This window comes from Streptantibioticus silvisoli (assembly GCF_027947535.2).
Lineage (GTDB): Bacteria > Actinomycetota > Actinomycetes > Streptomycetales > Streptomycetaceae > Streptantibioticus_C > Streptantibioticus_C silvisoli.
The window spans coordinates 234,132-250,661 of the sequence record NZ_JAAGKO020000003.1 but is presented as its reverse complement, the minus strand read 5'-3'; the positions used below and the strand labels follow the sequence as shown (position 1 = coordinate 250,661).

Below are 16,530 nucleotides of genomic sequence, written 5' to 3'. Positions count from 1 at the left end.
CCCCTCACCCGTACCACCCCCGTGCCGCAAGGGCGGACGGTACGGTGACCGGGTGCCCAAGAGCAGCGACGTCCTCACCGCCGTGACGGCCTGGCGCCGCCGCGCCGCCTCGCGGCTGGTGCACCGGGCCGACCGCTGGGTGCGCGAGACCGCGGCGATCAGTGCCGAACGCCCCGGCCCCTACCGCTTCGCCCGCATCGGCGAGGGCACCCGGCTCGGCTACCCCCAGGGCACGATCTTCGGCGAGCCCTGGATCGAGATCGGCTCCTGCTGCATCATCGCCGAGCAGGTCACCCTCGCCGTCGGCATGCTCCCCGGCCTCGACATGGGCCCGGTCCCGCTGATGCGCCTCGGCGACGGCGTCGTACTCGGCCGCGGCAGCCACGTCATGGCCTCCCGGCCGGTGACCATCGGTGACAACGTCTACTGCGGCCCCAACGTCTACATCACCAGCGACAACCACTCCTACGACGACCCCGACGAACCCATAGGGCGCCAATGGCCGCGCTGCGCCCCGGTGGAGATCGGCGCCGGCAGCTGGCTCGGCGTCGGCGCGATCGTGCTTCCCGGCACCCGCCTCGGCCGCAACGTCGCCGTGGCCGCCGGCGCCGTCGTCCGCGGTGACGTGCCCGACCACACCCTGGTCGCCGGCGCCCCCGCCCGCGTCGTACGCCGCTGGACCCCGCAGGACGGCTGGCAACCACCCCTGCGCAGCCCCGCTCCGATCCCGCCGCGCTGACCGCCGGACGCCGAGGACTTCTCCCGCACGCTCCGGGCCTGACCGCTCCGGCCGCCCCGTCGCCCCGGCCGCCCTGAGCGCTCCGGCTGCCCCGATCGCGCCGACCGCCCCGCCGGCCGCCGGCTGCCCCGCCGGCCGCCGACCGCCTCGACAGGCCACCGCGCGGCGACTCCCCGACCCCGCCGACCCTCCCCCCGCGCCCCCGCAGGTCGCTCCGCCAACCGCCCGTCGGGCCGCTTGGAGGACAGCCGGAGCGCCGCCGATCCGCCTGCGCGAGGCTGCTAACGTGCGGGAATGTCCGTACCTCTGGGAAACTTCGCCGAAGCCCCCGCCGCCGTCGACCACCTCGGCCTGCTCGCTCCGCCGGTCGCCGCCGCGCTGACGGCCTGGAAGAGCGACGTCCCGGTCGAACAGCTCCTGTACGTGGACACCGACCCCGACAACGCCGACACCGCCGTCTTCGGCGAGGTCTACGGCGTACCCCCCGAGCGGTCGGCGAACTGCGTGGTCGTGGCCGGCAAACGCGGCCAGGACGTCACCCTCGCCGCCTGCGTCGTACTCGCCCACACCCGTGCCGACGTCAACGGCCTCGTCCGCCGCCAACTCGGCGTGCGCAAGGCGTCGTTCGCGCCGATGGACACCGCCGTCGGCGAGTCCGGCATGGAGTACGGCGGCATCTCCCCGGTCGGACTCCCGGACAGCTGGCCCCTGTTGGTCGACGCCGCGGCCGCCGCCGCACCCTACGTGGTCATCGGCAGCGGACTGCGCCGCGGCAAGCTCCTCGTGCCCGGCGCCGCGCTCGCCGCCCTGCCGAACGCGGTCGTCCTGGACGGCCTCGGCGCCTGACCGCGTTCACCGCCGTCACGGGGTGCGGCGAACGGCGCCGCCCCGCCCGCACCCCACCGCCCGCGCCGCACCGCCGAACCTCACCGCCGGCTCCTCACCGCCCGCGTCCCACCGGCCCCGCGCGCCCGGCGCCGTCAGCTTTCCTCACCCCGGCGACCCGGGCCCCGATTCGCCCCACATCCCGTCCTCCGGTCCTGCGGCTCCCGGCAACTCCAGTGACAGCGCCACCGGGTGCTCGGTGAACCCCATCGAGCGGTACAGCCCCTCCGCCTGCGGGGTGGCGTGCAGGTCGACCCGGGTGACGCCGCGTGCGGTGAGCCAGTCCAGCAGTGCGGCGGTCACCGCTCGCGCGTAGCCACGACCGCGGTAGTCCGGGTCGGTGCACACGTTGAAGACGAAGCCGAACAGCCCCGCCGCGCCGCCCGGCGACGTCAGCCGCTGCTCGACGGTCGCCACCGCGCAGGCCGCCAGCCGCACCGCACCCCCGGCCGACCGCCCGTCCCCGGCCGAACCCCCGCCCCCGGTGCCGTCGCAGGCGGCGCCCGCGTGCGTGCCCGGTTCTGCGCCCGCCTCCGCGTCCACCACGAACGCGCCGAAGCGGCCGGCGCCGTCCGGGGTGAACAGCCCGTCCCGCAGCAGCCGTTCGCTGACGTCCTCCCACGGGCCGGGGCGGTCCTCGCCGGTCATCGCCTGGAACATCACACGCCGCAGCCGCACCAGTTCGGCGGCGTCCTCCGGCCGCGCCGGACGTACATCGGTCATGGCGACGAAGGTAACCGCCGGGCCGCTTCCACCGCCCGCCGGGTGAGTGCCGTGCCGGCCCGCGCGAGGGGTCAGCGCAGCCGGGGTATCTCGATGGCGGGGCAGCGGTCCATCACCATCGCGAGGCCGGCCCGCGTCACCCGGTCGTACGCCGCCTCGTCGACGACGCCGAGCTGGAACCACACCGCCTTGGCGCCGACCACCAGCGCCTCGTCGGCCACTGCGCCGGCCAGGTCGGAGTTGACGAAGACGTCGACCACGTCGACGGGGAAGGGGATGTCGGCCAGCGAGGCGTACCCCGGTTCCCCGTGCACCGTCTCCGCCTTCGGGTGCACCGGGACCACGCGCTTGCCGAACCGCTGGAGGACCGCGGCCACGCCGTACGCCGCGCGGTCGCGGTTGGACGACAGCCCGACCACCGCCCAGGTGTCCCCGCTGCCGGTGAGGATCTCGCGTACCATCGCGTCGTTTCCGTACATGTCTGGAGAACGTTTGTACGGCTCGACGGATTCCCGTTCCCCGTCACCCGAAGTGATGATTCGGACCGGGGCTGGACGGAACCGCCCGGTCGCGGGCCCCGCGGTGCCGCGGACTCCGGTGCCCACCGTCCTCGTCCGGCCGACGTCGCAGGGCGCGGAGTGCGAGCCCCGTCAAGATCCACAGGGCACGCCCTAGGCTGGGGCGGTGCCGGAGACCTACCGAACGCTCTCCCAGCGGGGCGTCCACGAGACCGAGATCAACCGGTCGCGTTTCCTGTGCGCCCTGGCGCCGGCCGCGAGCGAGTCGGAGGCGGCGGAGTTCCTGCGTCAGGTGCGGGCCGAGCACCCCACCGCGAGCCATCACTGCTTCGCCTGGGTGATAGGCGCCGACGCCTCGGTGCAGCGGGCCGGCGACGACGGCGAACCCGGGGGCACCGCCGGTGTGCCGATGCTCCAGATGCTGCTGCGCCGCGACATGCGGTACGTCGTCGCCGTCGTCACCCGCTACTACGGCGGGGTCAAACTCGGCGCCGGCGGCCTGATCCGGGCCTACGGCGGTGCGGTCGGCGCGGCCCTCGACGCCCTCGGCACCGAGCTGCGGCACCGCTACCGGCTCGCCACCGTCACCGTCGACCACGACCGAGCCGGCCGGCTGCACAACGACCTGCTCGCCACCGGCCGCGTGGTCCGCGACGTGCGCTACGACACCGCCGTCACCCTCGACCTGGCGCTCCCCGACGCCGAGGTCGACGCCTTCCGCGCCTGGCTCGCCGACACCACCGCCGGGACCGCCAGCCTCGTCCTCGGCGGAGAGACGTACGCCACCGCCTGATCCGGCGACGCGCGGGCGGTCGGCCCGATGTCGGTGGCGCACGCTAACGTGAGTGACGGCCGGTGCGGACCAGCGCGCGGCGGCGCGGGTGTGCCCGGACGCGGCACAGGATGGGGAGTGGTGAACGTGCGGGTGGGTGCCGTCCGTTGAGGTTGCTGCACACCTCCGACTGGCATCTGGGCCGGTCGTTCCACCGGGTGAACATGCTGTCCGCGCAGGCCGGTTTCCTCGACCACCTGGTCGAGGTGGTGCGCGCCGAGCGGGTGGACGCGGTGCTGGTCGCGGGGGACGTCTACGACCGGGCGGTACCGCCGCTGGCGGCCGTGGAGTTGTTCGACGACGCGCTGCACCGGCTCGCCGACCTCGGGGTGCCCACCGTCATGATCTCCGGCAACCACGACTCCGCCCGGCGGCTCGGTGTCGGGTCCGGGCTGATGAGCGGCGCCGGCGTCCACCTGCGGACCGCCCCGGCGGCCTGCGCGGACCCGGTCGCGCTGCCCGACGCCGACGGCGAGGTGCTGGTCTACGGGCTGCCGTACCTCGAACCCGCCCTGGTACGTGAGGAGTTCGGCGTCGAGCGGGCCGACCACGCGGCGGTGCTGGGCGCGGCGATGGACCGGGTGCGCGCCGACCTCGCGCGCCGTCCGGCGGGCAGCCGTTCGGTGGTGCTGGCCCACGCGTTCGTCACCGGCGGCGCCCCCAGCGACAGCGAGCGCGACATCACCGCCGGCGGTGTCCAGGCCGTGCCCGCCGCGGTGTTCGACGGCGTCGACTACGCGGCGCTCGGCCACCTGCACGGCTGCCAGACCATCGGTGAACGGGTCCGCTACAGCGGTTCGCCGCTGGCGTACTCCTTCTCCGAGGCCGCCCACCGCAAGAGCATGTGGCTGGTGGACCTCGGTCCCGGCGGGAGCCTGACGGCCGAGCGGACCGACTGCCCGGTACCGCGCCGGCTCGCCCGGCTGCGCGGCACGCTGGAGGAGTTGCTCGCCGACCCCGCGCTCGCGGCGTCCGAGGACGCCTGGGTGGAGGCCACCTTGACCGATCCGTTCCGCCCCGAGGAACCGATGGCCCGGCTCAGCAAACGCTTCCCGCACCTGCTGGTCCTCGCCTTCGAACCGGCCGGCGCCGACGCCGAGCCCGACGCCGGATACGCCCGGCGGCTGCGCGACCGCACCGACCAGCAGATCGCCGAGGACTTCGTCGCCCACGTGCGCGGCAGCGCGGCAAACCCGGCCGAACAGGCCATACTGCGCGACGCGTTCACCGCCGTGCGGGTCACCGCGGCGGCGGGGGAGGACCGTTGAGGCTGCACTCCATGACGGTCACCGCGTTCGGCCCCTACCCGGGCGGCACGCGGATCGACTTCGACGAACTCACCTCCGCCGGCCTGTTCCTGCTGCACGGCGCGACCGGCGCCGGCAAGACCTCGGTGCTGGACGCGGTCTGCTACGCCCTGTACGGCGGCGTGCCCGGCGCCCGGCAGGGCATGCGGCTGCGCAGCGACCACGCCGACCCGTACGAACCCACCGAGGTCGTCCTCGAACTCACCGTCGGCGGACGGCGGTTGGAAATCACCCGGCGTCCCGAGCAGCCGCGCCCCAAGAAGGGGCGGGCCGGCAGCACCACGGACAAGGCGCTGACCCTGCTGCGTGAACGCGCCGGTGGCGAGTGGAAGGCGCTGAGCCGTTCGCACCGCGAGATCGGCGACGAGATCAAGCTCGCCCTCGGCATGAGCCGCGAGCAGTTCTGCCAGGTCGTCATGCTCCCGCAGGGCGAGTTCGCCCGCTTCCTGCGTTCCGACGCCGCCGACCGCGCCGCCCTGCTCGGCAAGCTCTTCGACACCGGGCGTTTCGAAGCCGTCGAGCAGTGGCTCGCCGGTCGCCGCCGTACCGCCGAGGCCGCGATCCGCGCGCAGGACGAGGCCCTGGTCGCCGTCGCCCACCGCATGGCCCAGGCCGCCGGACCCATCGCCGCCAGCCACCCGATGCCCGAACTCACCGCCGGCGAGACGGAGTTGACCGACACCGTCACCCTGTGGGCCGACGCCACCCGTGCCGAGGCCGCCGAACGCCGCGACGTCGCCGCCGTCGAGCTGACCGCCGCGGAAGCCGCCCACCGCGCCGCCGGCCACGCGCTGGAGACCTCCCGGCAGACCGCCGCGCTCCAGCAGCGCCACGCCGCCGCCCGCACCCGGGACGAGGAACTCGAAGCCGCCCGGGGCGAGTTCGACCAGCACGTGCGACGTCTGGAACGGGCCGCCGCCGCCGACCGGGTGGCCCCCGCACTCCACGCCCGCGACCGCGCCGCCCAGGACCAGGCCCGGGCCGCCCGGCGCCGCGCCGAGACCACCGCCCCGCTGCCCCCCGACCTCACCGGCGCCGGCGCCGACGACCTCACCGGCCGCGAACGGCAGATCCGGCAGGACCTCGGCCGGCTCGACGCCGCCCGCCGCGCCGAGCAGCGCGCCGCCGCCATCGTCGCCGACCGGGCCCGCCTGGAACGCGAAGCCGCCGCCGACGACGAGCTCGAACGCGACACCGGCGGCTGGCTCACCACCTGGGACCAGCGCCGCGACACCTGCCGCGCCCGGCTCGACACCGCCCAGGAGGCCGCCACCGCCGCCGAGGCGCTCGCCGCCCGCCTGGAGACCGCCCTTCGACGGCGGGACGCCGCCCGGCGCTGCGAGAACCTCGACGCCCAGGAACGCGAAGCCGCCGAAGCCCTGCTGGCCGCCCGCACCGCGGCCGCCGGCGCCCACGAACACTGGCTCGCCCTGAAGGAACGCCGCCTGCGCTCCGTCGCCGCCGAACTCGCGGCCACCCTCGCCACCGGCACCGACTGCCCGGTCTGCGGCAGCGCCGACCACCCCCGCCCGGCCCGCCCCGGCGACGACCACGTGGACGGCGCCGCCGAGGAGGCCGCCCTCGCCGCGCACCGCCGCGCCGAGACCGACCGCGGCCGTGCCGAGACCGCACTGCTCACCCTCCGCGACCGCCTGGCCGCCGCCCGCGCCGACGCCGGCGACGGCACCTCGGTGCAACTGGCCGCCGACGTGGACGCGTTGACCACGCAGGAGGCCACCGCCCGGCGCACCGCCGGTGACGTCCACCCGGCCCGTGAGGAGCTGCGGCGTGCCGAGGCCGAGTACACCGGCCGCCTCGACACCCAGCGCGAGACGCAGAAGCGGCAGGCCGCCCGCGCCTCGCAACGCGAAGCACTCGACACCGAACTCGACGGCCTGCGCGCCCAGTTGGCCGAAGCGGGCGGCGGCGACGGCGGCATCGCCGAGCGTGCGGACCGGCTGGAGCGGCGGGCCCGGCTGCTCGCCGAAGCCGCCGAAGCCGCCCGCACCCTGGCCGACGCCGAGATGCGCCTCACCGACGCGGAGGCCCAACTCGCCGACGCCGCACGCTCCGCCGGGTTCGACCACCCCCAGCAGGCCGCCGAGGCACTGCTCACCACCGACGAACGTGCCGACCTCCAACGCCGCGTCGAGACCCACCGGGACAAACGCGCCGCCGTACAGGCGGAATTGACGGATCATCAGGTGCGGGAGGCGGCCGCCGCACCGCCCGCCGACCCCGAGGCCGCGCGCCGTGCGATGGAGGCCGCGACCACCGCACTGCGTACCGCCTCGGCCGCCGCCGACACCTGGACCGACCGCGATACGCAGCTCGCCCGGCTGGCCCGCGAGGCGGCCCGGCAGACCCAGGACCTCGCACCGTTGCGCGAGGAGCACGCCCGGCTGCGCCGGCTGTCGCACCTGGCGTCCGGCACCTCGGCGGAGAACGAACTGCGCATGCGCCTGGAGTCCTACGTCCTGGCCGCCCGCCTGGAGCAGGTCGCCGCCGCCGCGAGCGTCCGGCTGCGCCGGATGTCCTCCGGCCGCTACACCCTGGCGCACACCGACGCCCGGGCCTCCGGCCGTACCCGCTCCGGCCTGGGGCTGCGGGTGGTCGACGCGTGGACCGGCACCGAGCGGGACACCGCCACGCTCTCCGGCGGCGAGACCTTCTCCGCCTCGCTGGCCCTCGCCCTCGGCCTCGCCGACGTGGTGACCGACGAGGCGGGCGCGGTGCGGCTCGACACCCTCTTCATCGACGAGGGCTTCGGCAGTCTGGACGACCAGACCCTCGACGAGGTGCTCGACGTGCTGGACTCGCTGCGCGAACGCGACCGTGCCGTCGGCATCGTCAGCCACGTCGCCGACCTGCGCGCCCGCATCCCCGCCCAGCTGGAGGTCGTCAAGGGCCGGACCGGCTCCTTCGTCCGCCACCGCGTCCCGGCACCGGCCCGCCACGCCGCGACCGGAGCCGGCGGCCACCGGGTGGGCGGGCAGCCGTAGCCGACGCCGGTGCTCACCGGGCCCGGGCCGCTGATCCGCCCGCCGAGCCCCTCCCCGTTCCGGCCCGCCGAGTCCCACCCGCTCCGGGGCGACGGCGGCCGTACGGCAGGAGCGGTGGGCGTGCGGTGGGTGTGCGGCAGCGGGGTGGCCGGGTCACCCCGGACGTGCCGGGTCACCCCGGACGTGCCGGCTGGCGCCGGTGTCCGTCGGGCGTCAGACGTCCGTGGGTGCCGCGAGGGTGAAGACCCGCATGCCGTCGACGTCACTGACCCGGGTGAAACCGGCCCGGTTGAGCACCGCCTGCGAGGGGGCGTTGCCGGGTTCGGTGGTGGCCACCACGGTCCGCACGTCGGGCTGGCCGAGCGCCCAGGCGGACAGCAGGCGCACCGCCTCGGTGGCCAGGCCGGCGCCGCGGGCGGTCACCGACAGGTCGTAGCCGATCTCGACGGCCTCCTCGCGCGGCGGGCCGTGGAAGCCGATGCCGCCGACCGCGAGCCCGTCCGCGGCCCGCACGATGGTGAAGACCCCCCACCCCGGGACGTAGAGCCCCGTGGTGAACGCCTTGACCACCATGGAGGCGGCCACCACCGTGCCGTCGCAGGGGGTGCCGTCGATCCAGCGCAGGTCGGTCGCGGCGCCGTCGGCGATACGGGCCGCCTCGGGCGGGAGCTGCTCGCGCAGTTCGACCCGGTCACCGCGCAGCACGACCCGGCCGCCGTCGTACGAGACCTCCATGCACCCTGCCCTTCCACCGGTCCCGCCGTCGGGACGCGGAGCACCTTACTCCCCCCGGGCGGCGCGGCCGTCACGTCGTGGCAGCCGCCGCCAGCGCCCTCATCAGGGGGTCGGCAGCGGTGCAGCGCGGCAGGTCGCTGACGCCTCCGTCGCCGGCCTCCACCACCCGCCAGACCCCGTCGGTCCTGCGGGCCAGGTCGGTGGTCAGGAACCGGCAGCCGAGCGCCGCCACCAGCGGTGCCACGAAGCCGAGTTCGGGAACGGGGCGTTGCTCGGGAGCGTCCGGGTGAGGGGTCGTCAGCACCGGCTCGCCGTCCACCCACCACACCCGAGCCTCACCGGTCCCGTCGAACTCCTCGAACCGGCGCAGTACCAGACCGCCCGTCAGGTACTCCTCCTGCAACTCGACGAACCGGGTTGCCACCCGGGTCAGTTGATCGGTGTCGGCGAGGTCCGGGACGTAACACGCCTCGTGCCACTCGTGCTTGCGCGACTTCACGTAGTCCTTGACGATCCCCGGACCACCGCCCAGCCGCCGTGCCACCGCTGCGAGCGACCCGGCGTCCGGAGCCCGCCCCGATGACAGCGGAAGCCACGCGCTGACCGGTGTCGCGCCCCCGAACACCCCGTACCAGCCGGGGAGTTCGTGGGCGCGACGGTAGTGCTCCGGCGACGTCAGCAGCGTCACACCGCGTTCCGCCAGCGCCTCCCACAGGGCGGCGTAGCGGTCCGATGGCATCATCCAGCCGCGGTACCAGGCCGGACCGGCGCCGCGCCTGACCCGGGCGACCGCGCCCGCCGTGTCGCCGGCCAGCAGCGCGTCGTGGTCGATCAGCACACCGCCGGCCGCCACCTCACCCGCGTAGTGCGGATCGGCACGGCGCGGCGCGAGCGGATCGGCGCAGTGCACGAACACCGTCAACTCCCACCGTCGCCAGGCGCGTTGAGGCAACCGGCCGCCGGGCCGGCGCCCGCGACAACCGTGGGTGGGACCGCGCCCGGGTCCGCCGTCACAGCGCGGACAGTTCGGCGACCAGGTCGTCCAGGCCCAGGGAGCCCTGGGACAGCGCCGCCATGTGCCACGCCTTGGCGTCGAACGCCGCACCGTGCCGCTTGCGGGCCGCCTCCCGCCCGGCCAGCCAGGCACGTTCGCCCAGCTTGTAGCCGATCGCCTGGCCGGGAATGCCGAGGTAGCGCACGAGTTCGCTGTCCAGGAACGCCGCCGGGCGACCGCTGTTGAGGCCGAAGAACTCCCGGGCCAGCGCCGGCGTCCAGCGCTCGCCGCTGTCCCGGAAGCCGGAGTCGCGCGGGATGGGCAGCTCCAGGTGCATGCCGATGTCGACGATCACCCGTACCGCGCGCATCATCTGCGCGTCGAGGTGGCCCAGCCGGGTGCCCGGGGTGGTGAAGAAGCCCAGTTCGTCCATGAGCCGCTCCGCGTACAGCGCCCAGCCCTCCAGGTTGGCGCTGACCCTGCCCAGCGTCGCCTGGTAGCGCGAGAGGCGGTCCGAGACGTGCACCCACTGCGCGAGCTGGAGGTGATGGCCGGGAACGCCCTCGTGGTACCAGGTGCTGACCAGGTCGTAGGTGGGGAAGCGGTCGCGGCCCAGCGTCGGCAGCCAGGTGCGGCCCGGCCGGCTGAAGTCCAGCGTCGGCTGGGTGTAGTACGGTGCCGCCGCGCTGCCCGCCGGGGCGATCATGGCCTCCACCCGCCGCACCGGTTCCGCCAGGTCGAAGTGCGTGCCGTCGAGCGCGTCGATGGCCTCCTCCATGAGGTTCTGCAGCCACGCGCGCACCCCCTCGACGCCGTCGATCGCGGGGCCGGCCGCCTCCAGGTGCGCCATGGCCTCCAGCGGACCGGCGCCCGGCAGCACCTTGCCGGCCTCGGCGCGCATCGCGGCGTCGATCCGGTGGAACTCCTCCCAGGCCCACGCGTACGCCTCGTCCAGGTCCAGCGAACTGCCCGCCCAGTGCCGCACCCGCAGCGCGTACCGCTCCCGGCCCACCGCGTCCGGGGTGCCCTGCGCCGCCGGCGCGTAGACGTCACGCAGCCAGTCGCGCAGGGTGGCGACCGCCTCGGAGGCCTTCGCCGCCGCGCCGTCCAGCTCACCGCGCCGGCTGTCGGGGCCGCCCGCGACGAAGTCCCCGAACCAGCCGTCGCCCACCAGCCACTCGTCCAACTGGCCGGCCAAGGTGGTGACCTGCAACGGCGCGGCCAGCAGTCCCCGTTCGCGGCCCAGCGCCAGCGAGGCGCGGTAACCGTCCAGCGCCGCCGGGACGTTGCGCAGCCGGCCGGCGATCACCGCCCAGTCCTCGTCGGTTGTGGTGGGCATCTGCGGGAACGCGTTGCGCACGGTCGTGACCGGTGAGAAGAGGTTGTTCACATTGCGCAGGTCCTCGCCCGCGTCGTAGTTGGCCAGCTCCGACGTCAGCCGTTCGCGCAGCAGGCGCCCGCAGCGCCGTTCCGCCACGTCGGCCGTCGCGGGCGACCCGGGCCCCGCGGCCTCGGCGGCGTCCAGCTCGGCCAGCGCGCCGCGGGCCACGTCCGCCATGGCCTCGCAGCCGGCGGGGGAGAAGTCGGGCAGGGCGTCGTCACCGGGGTGAAGGCCGAGGGAGAGCGCGACCAGCGGCTCCCGTTCGGCGACGGTGTCGACGTAGCGGTCGGCGATCGCCCGGGGGCGTGCGGCGTCAGTGTTGTCGGACATGATGACCATCCTGGTACGCGGCCCGGACCGCGTCGATCACTTTCGCGTGGTCGCCACCGGTATTTCTCCAGCGTTGCCGGTATTCGTCATGGACGCGGTCAGTACCAGCGCGCCGTCCTCGCTGTGCCGTTCCAGCGGCAGGCCCAGGCCCCGCATGGCGGCGTGCATGGCGGTGTTGGCCGGCCGGGTGACCGCGTAGACCGACGCGCGGCGCTCGGCGCGGGCCACCGCGACCAGCCGGCGCAGCAGCAGCGTGCCGACCCCGCGGCGCTGCCAGGCGTCCTCGACGAGCAGCGCCAGCTCGCTCTCCTCGCCGTCCCACAGCAGGTGGCCGAGCGCGATCAGCCGCCCCGTGCCGTCCTCCACCGCGAGGGTGCGGCCGTGCCGGGGGTCGAGCAGGTGCGTCAGGTAGCGGTCCGCGTCGCCGACCGGGCCGTGGTAGCGCAGGCTGAGGGTGTCCGGCGAGCAGCGTTCGTGCAGCGCCCGCCCCGCCGCCCGGTCACCGGGGCCCGCGGCGCGGATCACGATCCGTTCGCCGTCCGGCAGCCGGGTGGGCTGGGCGTCGCGCGGCACGGCGGCCACCAGCCGCAGACCCAGCGGTCCCACGGTCCGCCGCTGCTCCGGCACCGGGAGGTCCCGCGCCGGGGTGCCGGCCGGGTGGGTGGCCGGGTGAGCGGCAGTCGGGTGCGTGGCTGCCGGGTACGTTTCCACCGCGGGGAAGGCGGCCGGATGCCGGTGCGCCGGTGCTCCGGACGGTGCCGTGCTCCCGGCCGCGGGCCTGCGCGTGGACCTGCGCCAGCTCATCGCCGGCCCCCGTCGCTCCGGCGGCCGGCGAACCGGACGTCAACTCGACCGCAGCCCGCGGCGGTTGACACCGCGGCGGCAGGACGGTGGGTTCGGGTGGCGCTGGTGGTACGCATGGATCCATTGTCCGGGCGCGGTGTTGCGTCGCCACAAACAGTTCGTGGCGAGCGGGTAAAACCAGACGATTAACCGCCGCTCGTCCGATCCCGTACCGACTGCCCGGTTCGTGTCGCGGCCAGCCGGCGCAGCACCCGACCGCAGCGCCGCGCGTACGCCCGCTGGAACAGCCGGACCGCGGGCCCGCCGACCCGGGTGTACCAGACGGCCGGCCGGCTGAACGCGGTCACCGTCAGCCGCACCGTGCCGTCCGCGCCGCGTTCCACCACGAAGGACTCCTCGCCGCACTCGGGATGTCCGGGCAGGCTGCCGTAGGCCCAGCCGACGCGGTGCGCCTCGCGGACCGTCCACACCACCTCGCACGGCGCCGTCAGCCGCAGCGGCCCGACGCCGAGCCCCACCGCCACCCGCACGCCCGGCGCCGCCGCGGACGCTTCGGTGTCCATCCGCACGCCCATCCGCCGGTGCATGTGCCACCGCATCAACGCCTCGCCCGCCGCCGCGAACTCCCGTTCACCCGAACCGATCCGCATGCTCTCGCGCAGCAAGTGGTAACCGGGCGGCGGCAGTCGGGACCCGTCACCGGTGGCGCCCACCTCGCGATACGTCAACGACCCCACGGCGTCAGCGACTTCCCTCCAGCAGGACCCGGGCCACCAGGGCCGGATCGTCGTTCATCGGCACGTGTCCGCAGCGCGGCAGCCGTATCAGCCGGGCGTGCGGGATCGCGTGCCCGGCCCGCACCCCCTGGCGTCTGGGCAGCATGCGGTCGCGGTCGCCCCACGCGATGGTCACCGGTTCCGCTCGTCGACCCCGCCGCGAAAGCGCCCCCCGCCGCTGCCGACGGCCAGGGTGGCGTCGAACCCGGTCGCCTCCCGCATCGCCATCGTCTCCGCCACCACCGTGCGCGGATCGCGGCGCACCGGATCGGCGCAGATCGCACCGGTCAGCGCCCGGCGACCCAGCGGCCGGCGTGCCATCCGCTCGATCGCCCCGGGCGGCAGCGCGAGCGCCCCGCGCCGCATCGCCTTCAGCAGGGTGAAGGTGTACACCGCCTCCGGCGCGTTCCAGAAACCCCCGGGGGACAGCGCCGTCACCGAACGCGCCCGGCCGGCCTGGGCCAGGCGCAGCGCGATGAGCCCGCCGAGGGAGTTGCCCGCCACGTGCGGTGCGCGCAGCCCGAGCGCGTCGAAGAAGGCGCCGAAGACCGTGACCGCGGTGTCCAGCGAGTACGGCAGCCCGGCCGGCTGGGCGGGGGACTCGCCGAAGCCCGGCAGGTCCACCGTGACGACCTCGCGCCGCTCGGCGAGCGCGGCGACCACCGGGTCCCACGCCTGCCGGTGATGGCCGATGCCGTGCAGCAGCACCAGCGGCTCGCCCGCGCCGTGCCGTTCGTAGGCGAGGGTGAGGCCGGGCAGGCCCGCGGGGGTGAGGTTGGCGAAGGACGCCGTGCCGGTACTGGTCATCCGCGACTCCGTGGCAGGGACGGGCGGTGGGCGCTCGAGGAACGGTCGTGCTCGCCGGGCCGGTACGCGTCGCGCCCGCCCGCAGTACGCGCCGAACGCGCGCCGGGACGGGTGAGGCGCCCCGGGGCGTACTCATGGCGCGAGGGTTTCGTACCCGGGTGAACCGCATGCTACTCGTCGGTAGGGCGGCCGGGGGTGGTCATCCGCGACGCGTCGTCCCCGCGTCCTTGCCGCTCACCGCGGGTGGCGCTCCGCGCGAAGTGACCGAAAACCACCGGATCGGCCGCATGCCGGTGGCCGTTGGCGCGGAGAACGGCGCCCCCGCCGTCCCGGCATCCCGCCGTCCCGCCGGGCCCCGCCGCCGGCCGGCGACTCGGCGCGCTCCACGATCGGTCGATGTCCACCGCCGGTTGCGGGGCACGGGCCGGCGCCGGCGATCAGGGCCGAGCGCGGCTTTGCGCCCGCCGCGGAGGGTGTTCGCGTCGAGCGTGGGGGCCGTTCCCGTCCGGCGGGGGACCGGCTGCGTCCACCGTGGGGAACCGTTCCGTCCACTGTCGGCAACCCGGGGGCCGGCGGCGTCGAGCCGGGTCGGCGGTCGGCGGAGCTACAGTCCGCCGGCGACGCGCAGGATCGCGCCCGTGGTGTACGACGCCTCCGGCGACAGCAGCCACGCCACCGCCCCGGCGACCTCCTCCGGCCGGCCGGGGCGGCGCATCGGGATGCGGTCGACGATCCGCCAGGGCCGGTCCGCGTCGCCCATGGTGGCGTGGATGTCGGTCAGGGTCGAGCCGGGCTGGACGGAGTTGACGCGGATGCCCTCCTCCGCCAGTTCCTTGCTCAGTCCGATCGTCATCGCGTCGACCGCCGCCTTGCTCGCCGCGTAGTGCACGTACTCGCCGGGGCTGCCGGTGGTCGCCGCGCCGGAGGAGATGTTGACGATCGCACCGCCCGGACCGCCGCCGCGGGTCGACATCGCCCGCACCGCGCGCCGCGCGCACAGCAGGCTCCCGGTCACGTTGACGTCGACGACCCGGCGGACCGTCGCGGTCGGCGTCTCGGTGAAACGGCCCAACGGCCCGGTGATCCCGGCGTTGTTGACCAGTCCGGTCACCGGACCCAGGCGCTCGGCCGCGGTCGTGAACAGCGCGTCGACCTGCTCCTCGACGCAGATGTCCAACCGCACCGTCACGCACTGCGCGCCCAGCGCCCGCACCTCGCCGGCCACCGTCTCGGCGGCGTCGGCGGCCCGCTCGTAGCCGATGGCGACGCTGTGGCCCGCCCGCGCCAGCCGTACCGCGACGGCCGCACCGATCCCGCGACTGCCGCCGGTGACCACCGTGACCGCACCCATGCGCGTCTCCCGCCCGTTCGCCGTCCGTTGTCCGCCCGTTACGCCGTCCGCCGCCCGGACGCCCACGTCAGGCAGTCGCGGCCAGCGACGATCAACCCATCCTACGAACACCGCGTGACCGCAACGGGCGTTGGTATGGACCGGACACCGGATTGGTCTTGACCAACCCACCGGAGCGACCTATCGTCAGGGGTAGTGAAACAACCCTTAATAAACAAGGGTGAAAAACCCGGTACGGGCCGACCGTGGAGGACAGGGTGGGGACCACGCAGCTTGAAGCCGTGCAGGAGCCGAAGTACTGGCATCTGAAGACCGTGCTGGGGGAGGCGCTGGACTCGGAGTTCGCCGTCGGCGAGGTGCTGCCGAACGAACGCGACCTGGCCGCCCGCTTCGGCGTGGCCCGCGCCACGCTCCGCCAGGCGCTGGAGCAACTGGAACTCGAAGGCCGCCTGCAGCGCCGCCGCGGGGTCGGCACCACCGTCGCGCCGCCGCGCCGCGGCATCCACGTGGGCCCCGCCGAACGGCACTGGCCGGGTCAGGGCCCCGACGACTGGCGCGCGATCGGCTGCGTCGAGGCCGCCGCGCCCGCCGCCGTCGCCCGGCTGCTCGGTGACGAGGCCGGCGACGACCTGGTCCACACCATCCACCGGGTGCGCACCTCCGAGCGCCAGCCGGTCGCCACCGACATCCTCTACGTACCGCGCTCCTCGGTGCCCGGCCTGTCCGACGCGCTGTCCCCGGCCGAGCACCCGCACGCCGTCCTCGCCGAGCTGCACAGGCTGGACCTGGAGGGCGAGGACCGCACCGTCGAGCTGGGCTCGGCCCGCGCCGAGGACGCCAAGCAGCTCGAACGCCTCCCCGGCGCCCCCGTGCTGATCGTCACCACGCGCTACGTCTCGGCCGGCCGGGTCACCGCCGTCTCCGCGGCCACCTACCGCGCCGACACCTGCCGCCTCACCTTCGGCGACAGCGGCGCGGTCGAGATCGACACCGATCAGACCCGCCAGGCGTCCTGACCCACGCCGTCCCGGCCACCCGTCCACCGGCGCCGCCCCGGAGCGTTCCCTCCCGCTCCGGGGTGGCGCCGTCGTCATGCGGGCACGCGGCGCCGCTGGGGTGGGGTGCCCGAGTGGGGCTGCCCGAACGGGGTTGCCCGGGCAGGGGGCGCGCTGGCGTGCTGCCTGGGGGCCGGGGCCGGGGGGCGGGATGCGCGGGTGCCGCGTTCGCCCGCGGCGCGTTCGCCGACGGCGCCGTCCGCGGTGGGGCCGTCCGCGGTGGGTCCGCCGCCGGCCGCTGAGGGACGCGCGGGCCCGGTCACCGCCAGCGTCAGCCCCGCCAGCGTCGAC

The 16,530-nt window shown here is 75.5% G+C and carries 14 protein-coding genes and 1 pseudogene; 6 read left to right on the top strand and 9 right to left on the bottom strand.

Annotation, left to right across the window (positions count from 1 at the left end):
* Positions 1 to 52: 52 nt before the first annotated feature.
* Together POF43_RS03915 and POF43_RS03910 are read left to right on the top strand one after the other, a co-directional pair.
* Positions 53 to 739 (top strand): acyltransferase, encoded by a 687-nt coding sequence (locus POF43_RS03915; protein WP_271317168.1) that lies wholly within the window; start codon positions 53 to 55, stop codon positions 737 to 739.
* A gap of 294 nt (positions 740 to 1,033) precedes the next feature.
* Positions 1,034 to 1,585 carry a YbaK/EbsC family protein gene (locus POF43_RS03910; protein ID WP_271318895.1) on the top strand — a complete coding sequence of 184 codons (552 nt, stop codon included), beginning with the start codon at positions 1,034 to 1,036 and terminating at the stop codon, positions 1,583 to 1,585.
* Positions 1,586 to 1,729: 144 nt separating this feature from the next.
* Here the strand turns inward: POF43_RS03910 and POF43_RS03905 are convergent, their stop codons facing one another.
* Together POF43_RS03905 and POF43_RS03900 are read right to left on the bottom strand one after the other, a co-directional pair.
* A complete protein-coding gene (locus POF43_RS03905) occupies positions 1,730 to 2,347 on the bottom strand; it encodes a GNAT family N-acetyltransferase (protein ID WP_282704400.1) in 618 nt (205 codons plus the stop codon).
* A gap of 71 nt (positions 2,348 to 2,418) precedes the next feature.
* A complete protein-coding gene (locus POF43_RS03900) occupies positions 2,419 to 2,826 on the bottom strand; it encodes a CoA-binding protein (protein WP_271317773.1) in 408 nt (135 codons plus the stop codon).
* 205 nt (positions 2,827 to 3,031) lie between these two features.
* On the opposite strand from POF43_RS03900, the gene POF43_RS03895 reads away from it, so the two are divergent.
* The 3 genes from POF43_RS03895 (at position 3,032) to POF43_RS03885 (ending at position 8,006) form a co-directional block, all read left to right on the top strand.
* Complete coding sequence (locus tag POF43_RS03895; RefSeq protein WP_271325223.1) at positions 3,032 to 3,658, top strand: YigZ family protein; 627 nt, start codon at positions 3,032 to 3,034, stop codon at positions 3,656 to 3,658.
* 146 nt (positions 3,659 to 3,804) lie between these two features.
* Positions 3,805 to 4,965 (top strand): exonuclease SbcCD subunit D, encoded by a 1,161-nt coding sequence (locus tag POF43_RS03890; RefSeq protein WP_271325224.1) that lies wholly within the window; start codon positions 3,805 to 3,807, stop codon positions 4,963 to 4,965.
* Positions 4,962 to 8,006 carry an AAA family ATPase gene (locus POF43_RS03885; RefSeq protein WP_282704399.1) on the top strand — a complete coding sequence of 1,015 codons (3,045 nt, stop codon included), beginning with the start codon at positions 4,962 to 4,964 and terminating at the stop codon, positions 8,004 to 8,006. Before POF43_RS03890 ends, POF43_RS03885 begins: the two co-directional genes overlap by 4 nt.
* Before the next feature lie 213 nt (positions 8,007 to 8,219).
* On the opposite strand, the gene POF43_RS03880 is transcribed toward POF43_RS03885, so the two are convergent.
* The 7 genes and pseudogenes from POF43_RS03880 to POF43_RS03850 form a co-directional block, all read right to left on the bottom strand.
* The gene (locus POF43_RS03880) at positions 8,220 to 8,741 is read right to left on the bottom strand and encodes a GNAT family N-acetyltransferase (RefSeq protein ID WP_271323960.1); all 522 of its coding nucleotides are present in this window, start codon (positions 8,739 to 8,741) and stop codon (positions 8,220 to 8,222) included.
* 70 nt (positions 8,742 to 8,811) lie between these two features.
* Positions 8,812 to 9,657, bottom strand: a complete 846-nt coding sequence (locus POF43_RS03875; protein WP_271323959.1) for an ATP-grasp domain-containing protein — start codon at positions 9,655 to 9,657, stop codon at positions 8,812 to 8,814.
* Positions 9,658 to 9,751: 94 nt separating this feature from the next.
* Positions 9,752 to 11,446: a DUF885 domain-containing protein gene (locus POF43_RS03870; protein WP_271323958.1), complete on the bottom strand. Its 1,695-nt coding sequence runs from the start codon at positions 11,444 to 11,446 to the stop codon at positions 9,752 to 9,754.
* A 36-nt stretch (positions 11,447 to 11,482) separates the two neighbouring features.
* The gene (locus POF43_RS03865; RefSeq protein WP_372515811.1) at positions 11,483 to 12,052 is read right to left on the bottom strand and encodes a GNAT family N-acetyltransferase; all 570 of its coding nucleotides are present in this window, start codon (positions 12,050 to 12,052) and stop codon (positions 11,483 to 11,485) included.
* 383 nt (positions 12,053 to 12,435) lie between these two features.
* Positions 12,436 to 12,987, bottom strand: a complete 552-nt coding sequence (locus tag POF43_RS03860) for a DUF1990 domain-containing protein (protein ID WP_271323957.1) — start codon at positions 12,985 to 12,987, stop codon at positions 12,436 to 12,438.
* 4 nt (positions 12,988 to 12,991) lie between these two features.
* Positions 12,992 to 13,833, bottom strand: a pseudogene (locus tag POF43_RS03855) (alpha/beta fold hydrolase).
* Between the two features lie 604 nt (positions 13,834 to 14,437).
* The gene (locus POF43_RS03850) at positions 14,438 to 15,184 is read right to left on the bottom strand and encodes an SDR family oxidoreductase (protein WP_271315458.1); all 747 of its coding nucleotides are present in this window, start codon (positions 15,182 to 15,184) and stop codon (positions 14,438 to 14,440) included.
* A 257-nt stretch (positions 15,185 to 15,441) separates the two neighbouring features.
* Here POF43_RS03850 and POF43_RS03845 point away from each other — a divergent pair, with 257 nt between their 5' ends.
* A complete protein-coding gene (locus POF43_RS03845; RefSeq protein WP_271323956.1) occupies positions 15,442 to 16,200 on the top strand; it encodes a GntR family transcriptional regulator in 759 nt (252 codons plus the stop codon).
* Positions 16,201 to 16,530: the final 330 nt, after the last annotated feature.

What these genes read in the sequence shown, in the direction of transcription:
- POF43_RS03900 (WP_271317773.1), bottom strand. Translation starts at nt 2,826, where the DNA reads ATGTACGGAAACGACGCGATGGTACGCGAGATCCTCACCGGCAGCGGG.
- POF43_RS03870 (WP_271323958.1), bottom strand. Translation starts at nt 11,446, where the DNA reads ATGTCCGACAACACTGACGCCGCACGCCCCCGGGCGATCGCCGACCGC.
- POF43_RS03880 (WP_271323960.1), bottom strand. Translation starts at nt 8,741, where the DNA reads ATGGAGGTCTCGTACGACGGCGGCCGGGTCGTGCTGCGCGGTGACCGG.
- POF43_RS03905 (WP_282704400.1), bottom strand. Translation starts at nt 2,347, where the DNA reads ATGACCGATGTACGTCCGGCGCGGCCGGAGGACGCCGCCGAACTGGTG.
- POF43_RS03850 (WP_271315458.1), bottom strand. Translation starts at nt 15,184, where the DNA reads ATGGGTGCGGTCACGGTGGTCACCGGCGGCAGTCGCGGGATCGGTGCG.
- POF43_RS03910 (WP_271318895.1), top strand. Translation starts at nt 1,034, where the DNA reads ATGTCCGTACCTCTGGGAAACTTCGCCGAAGCCCCCGCCGCCGTCGAC.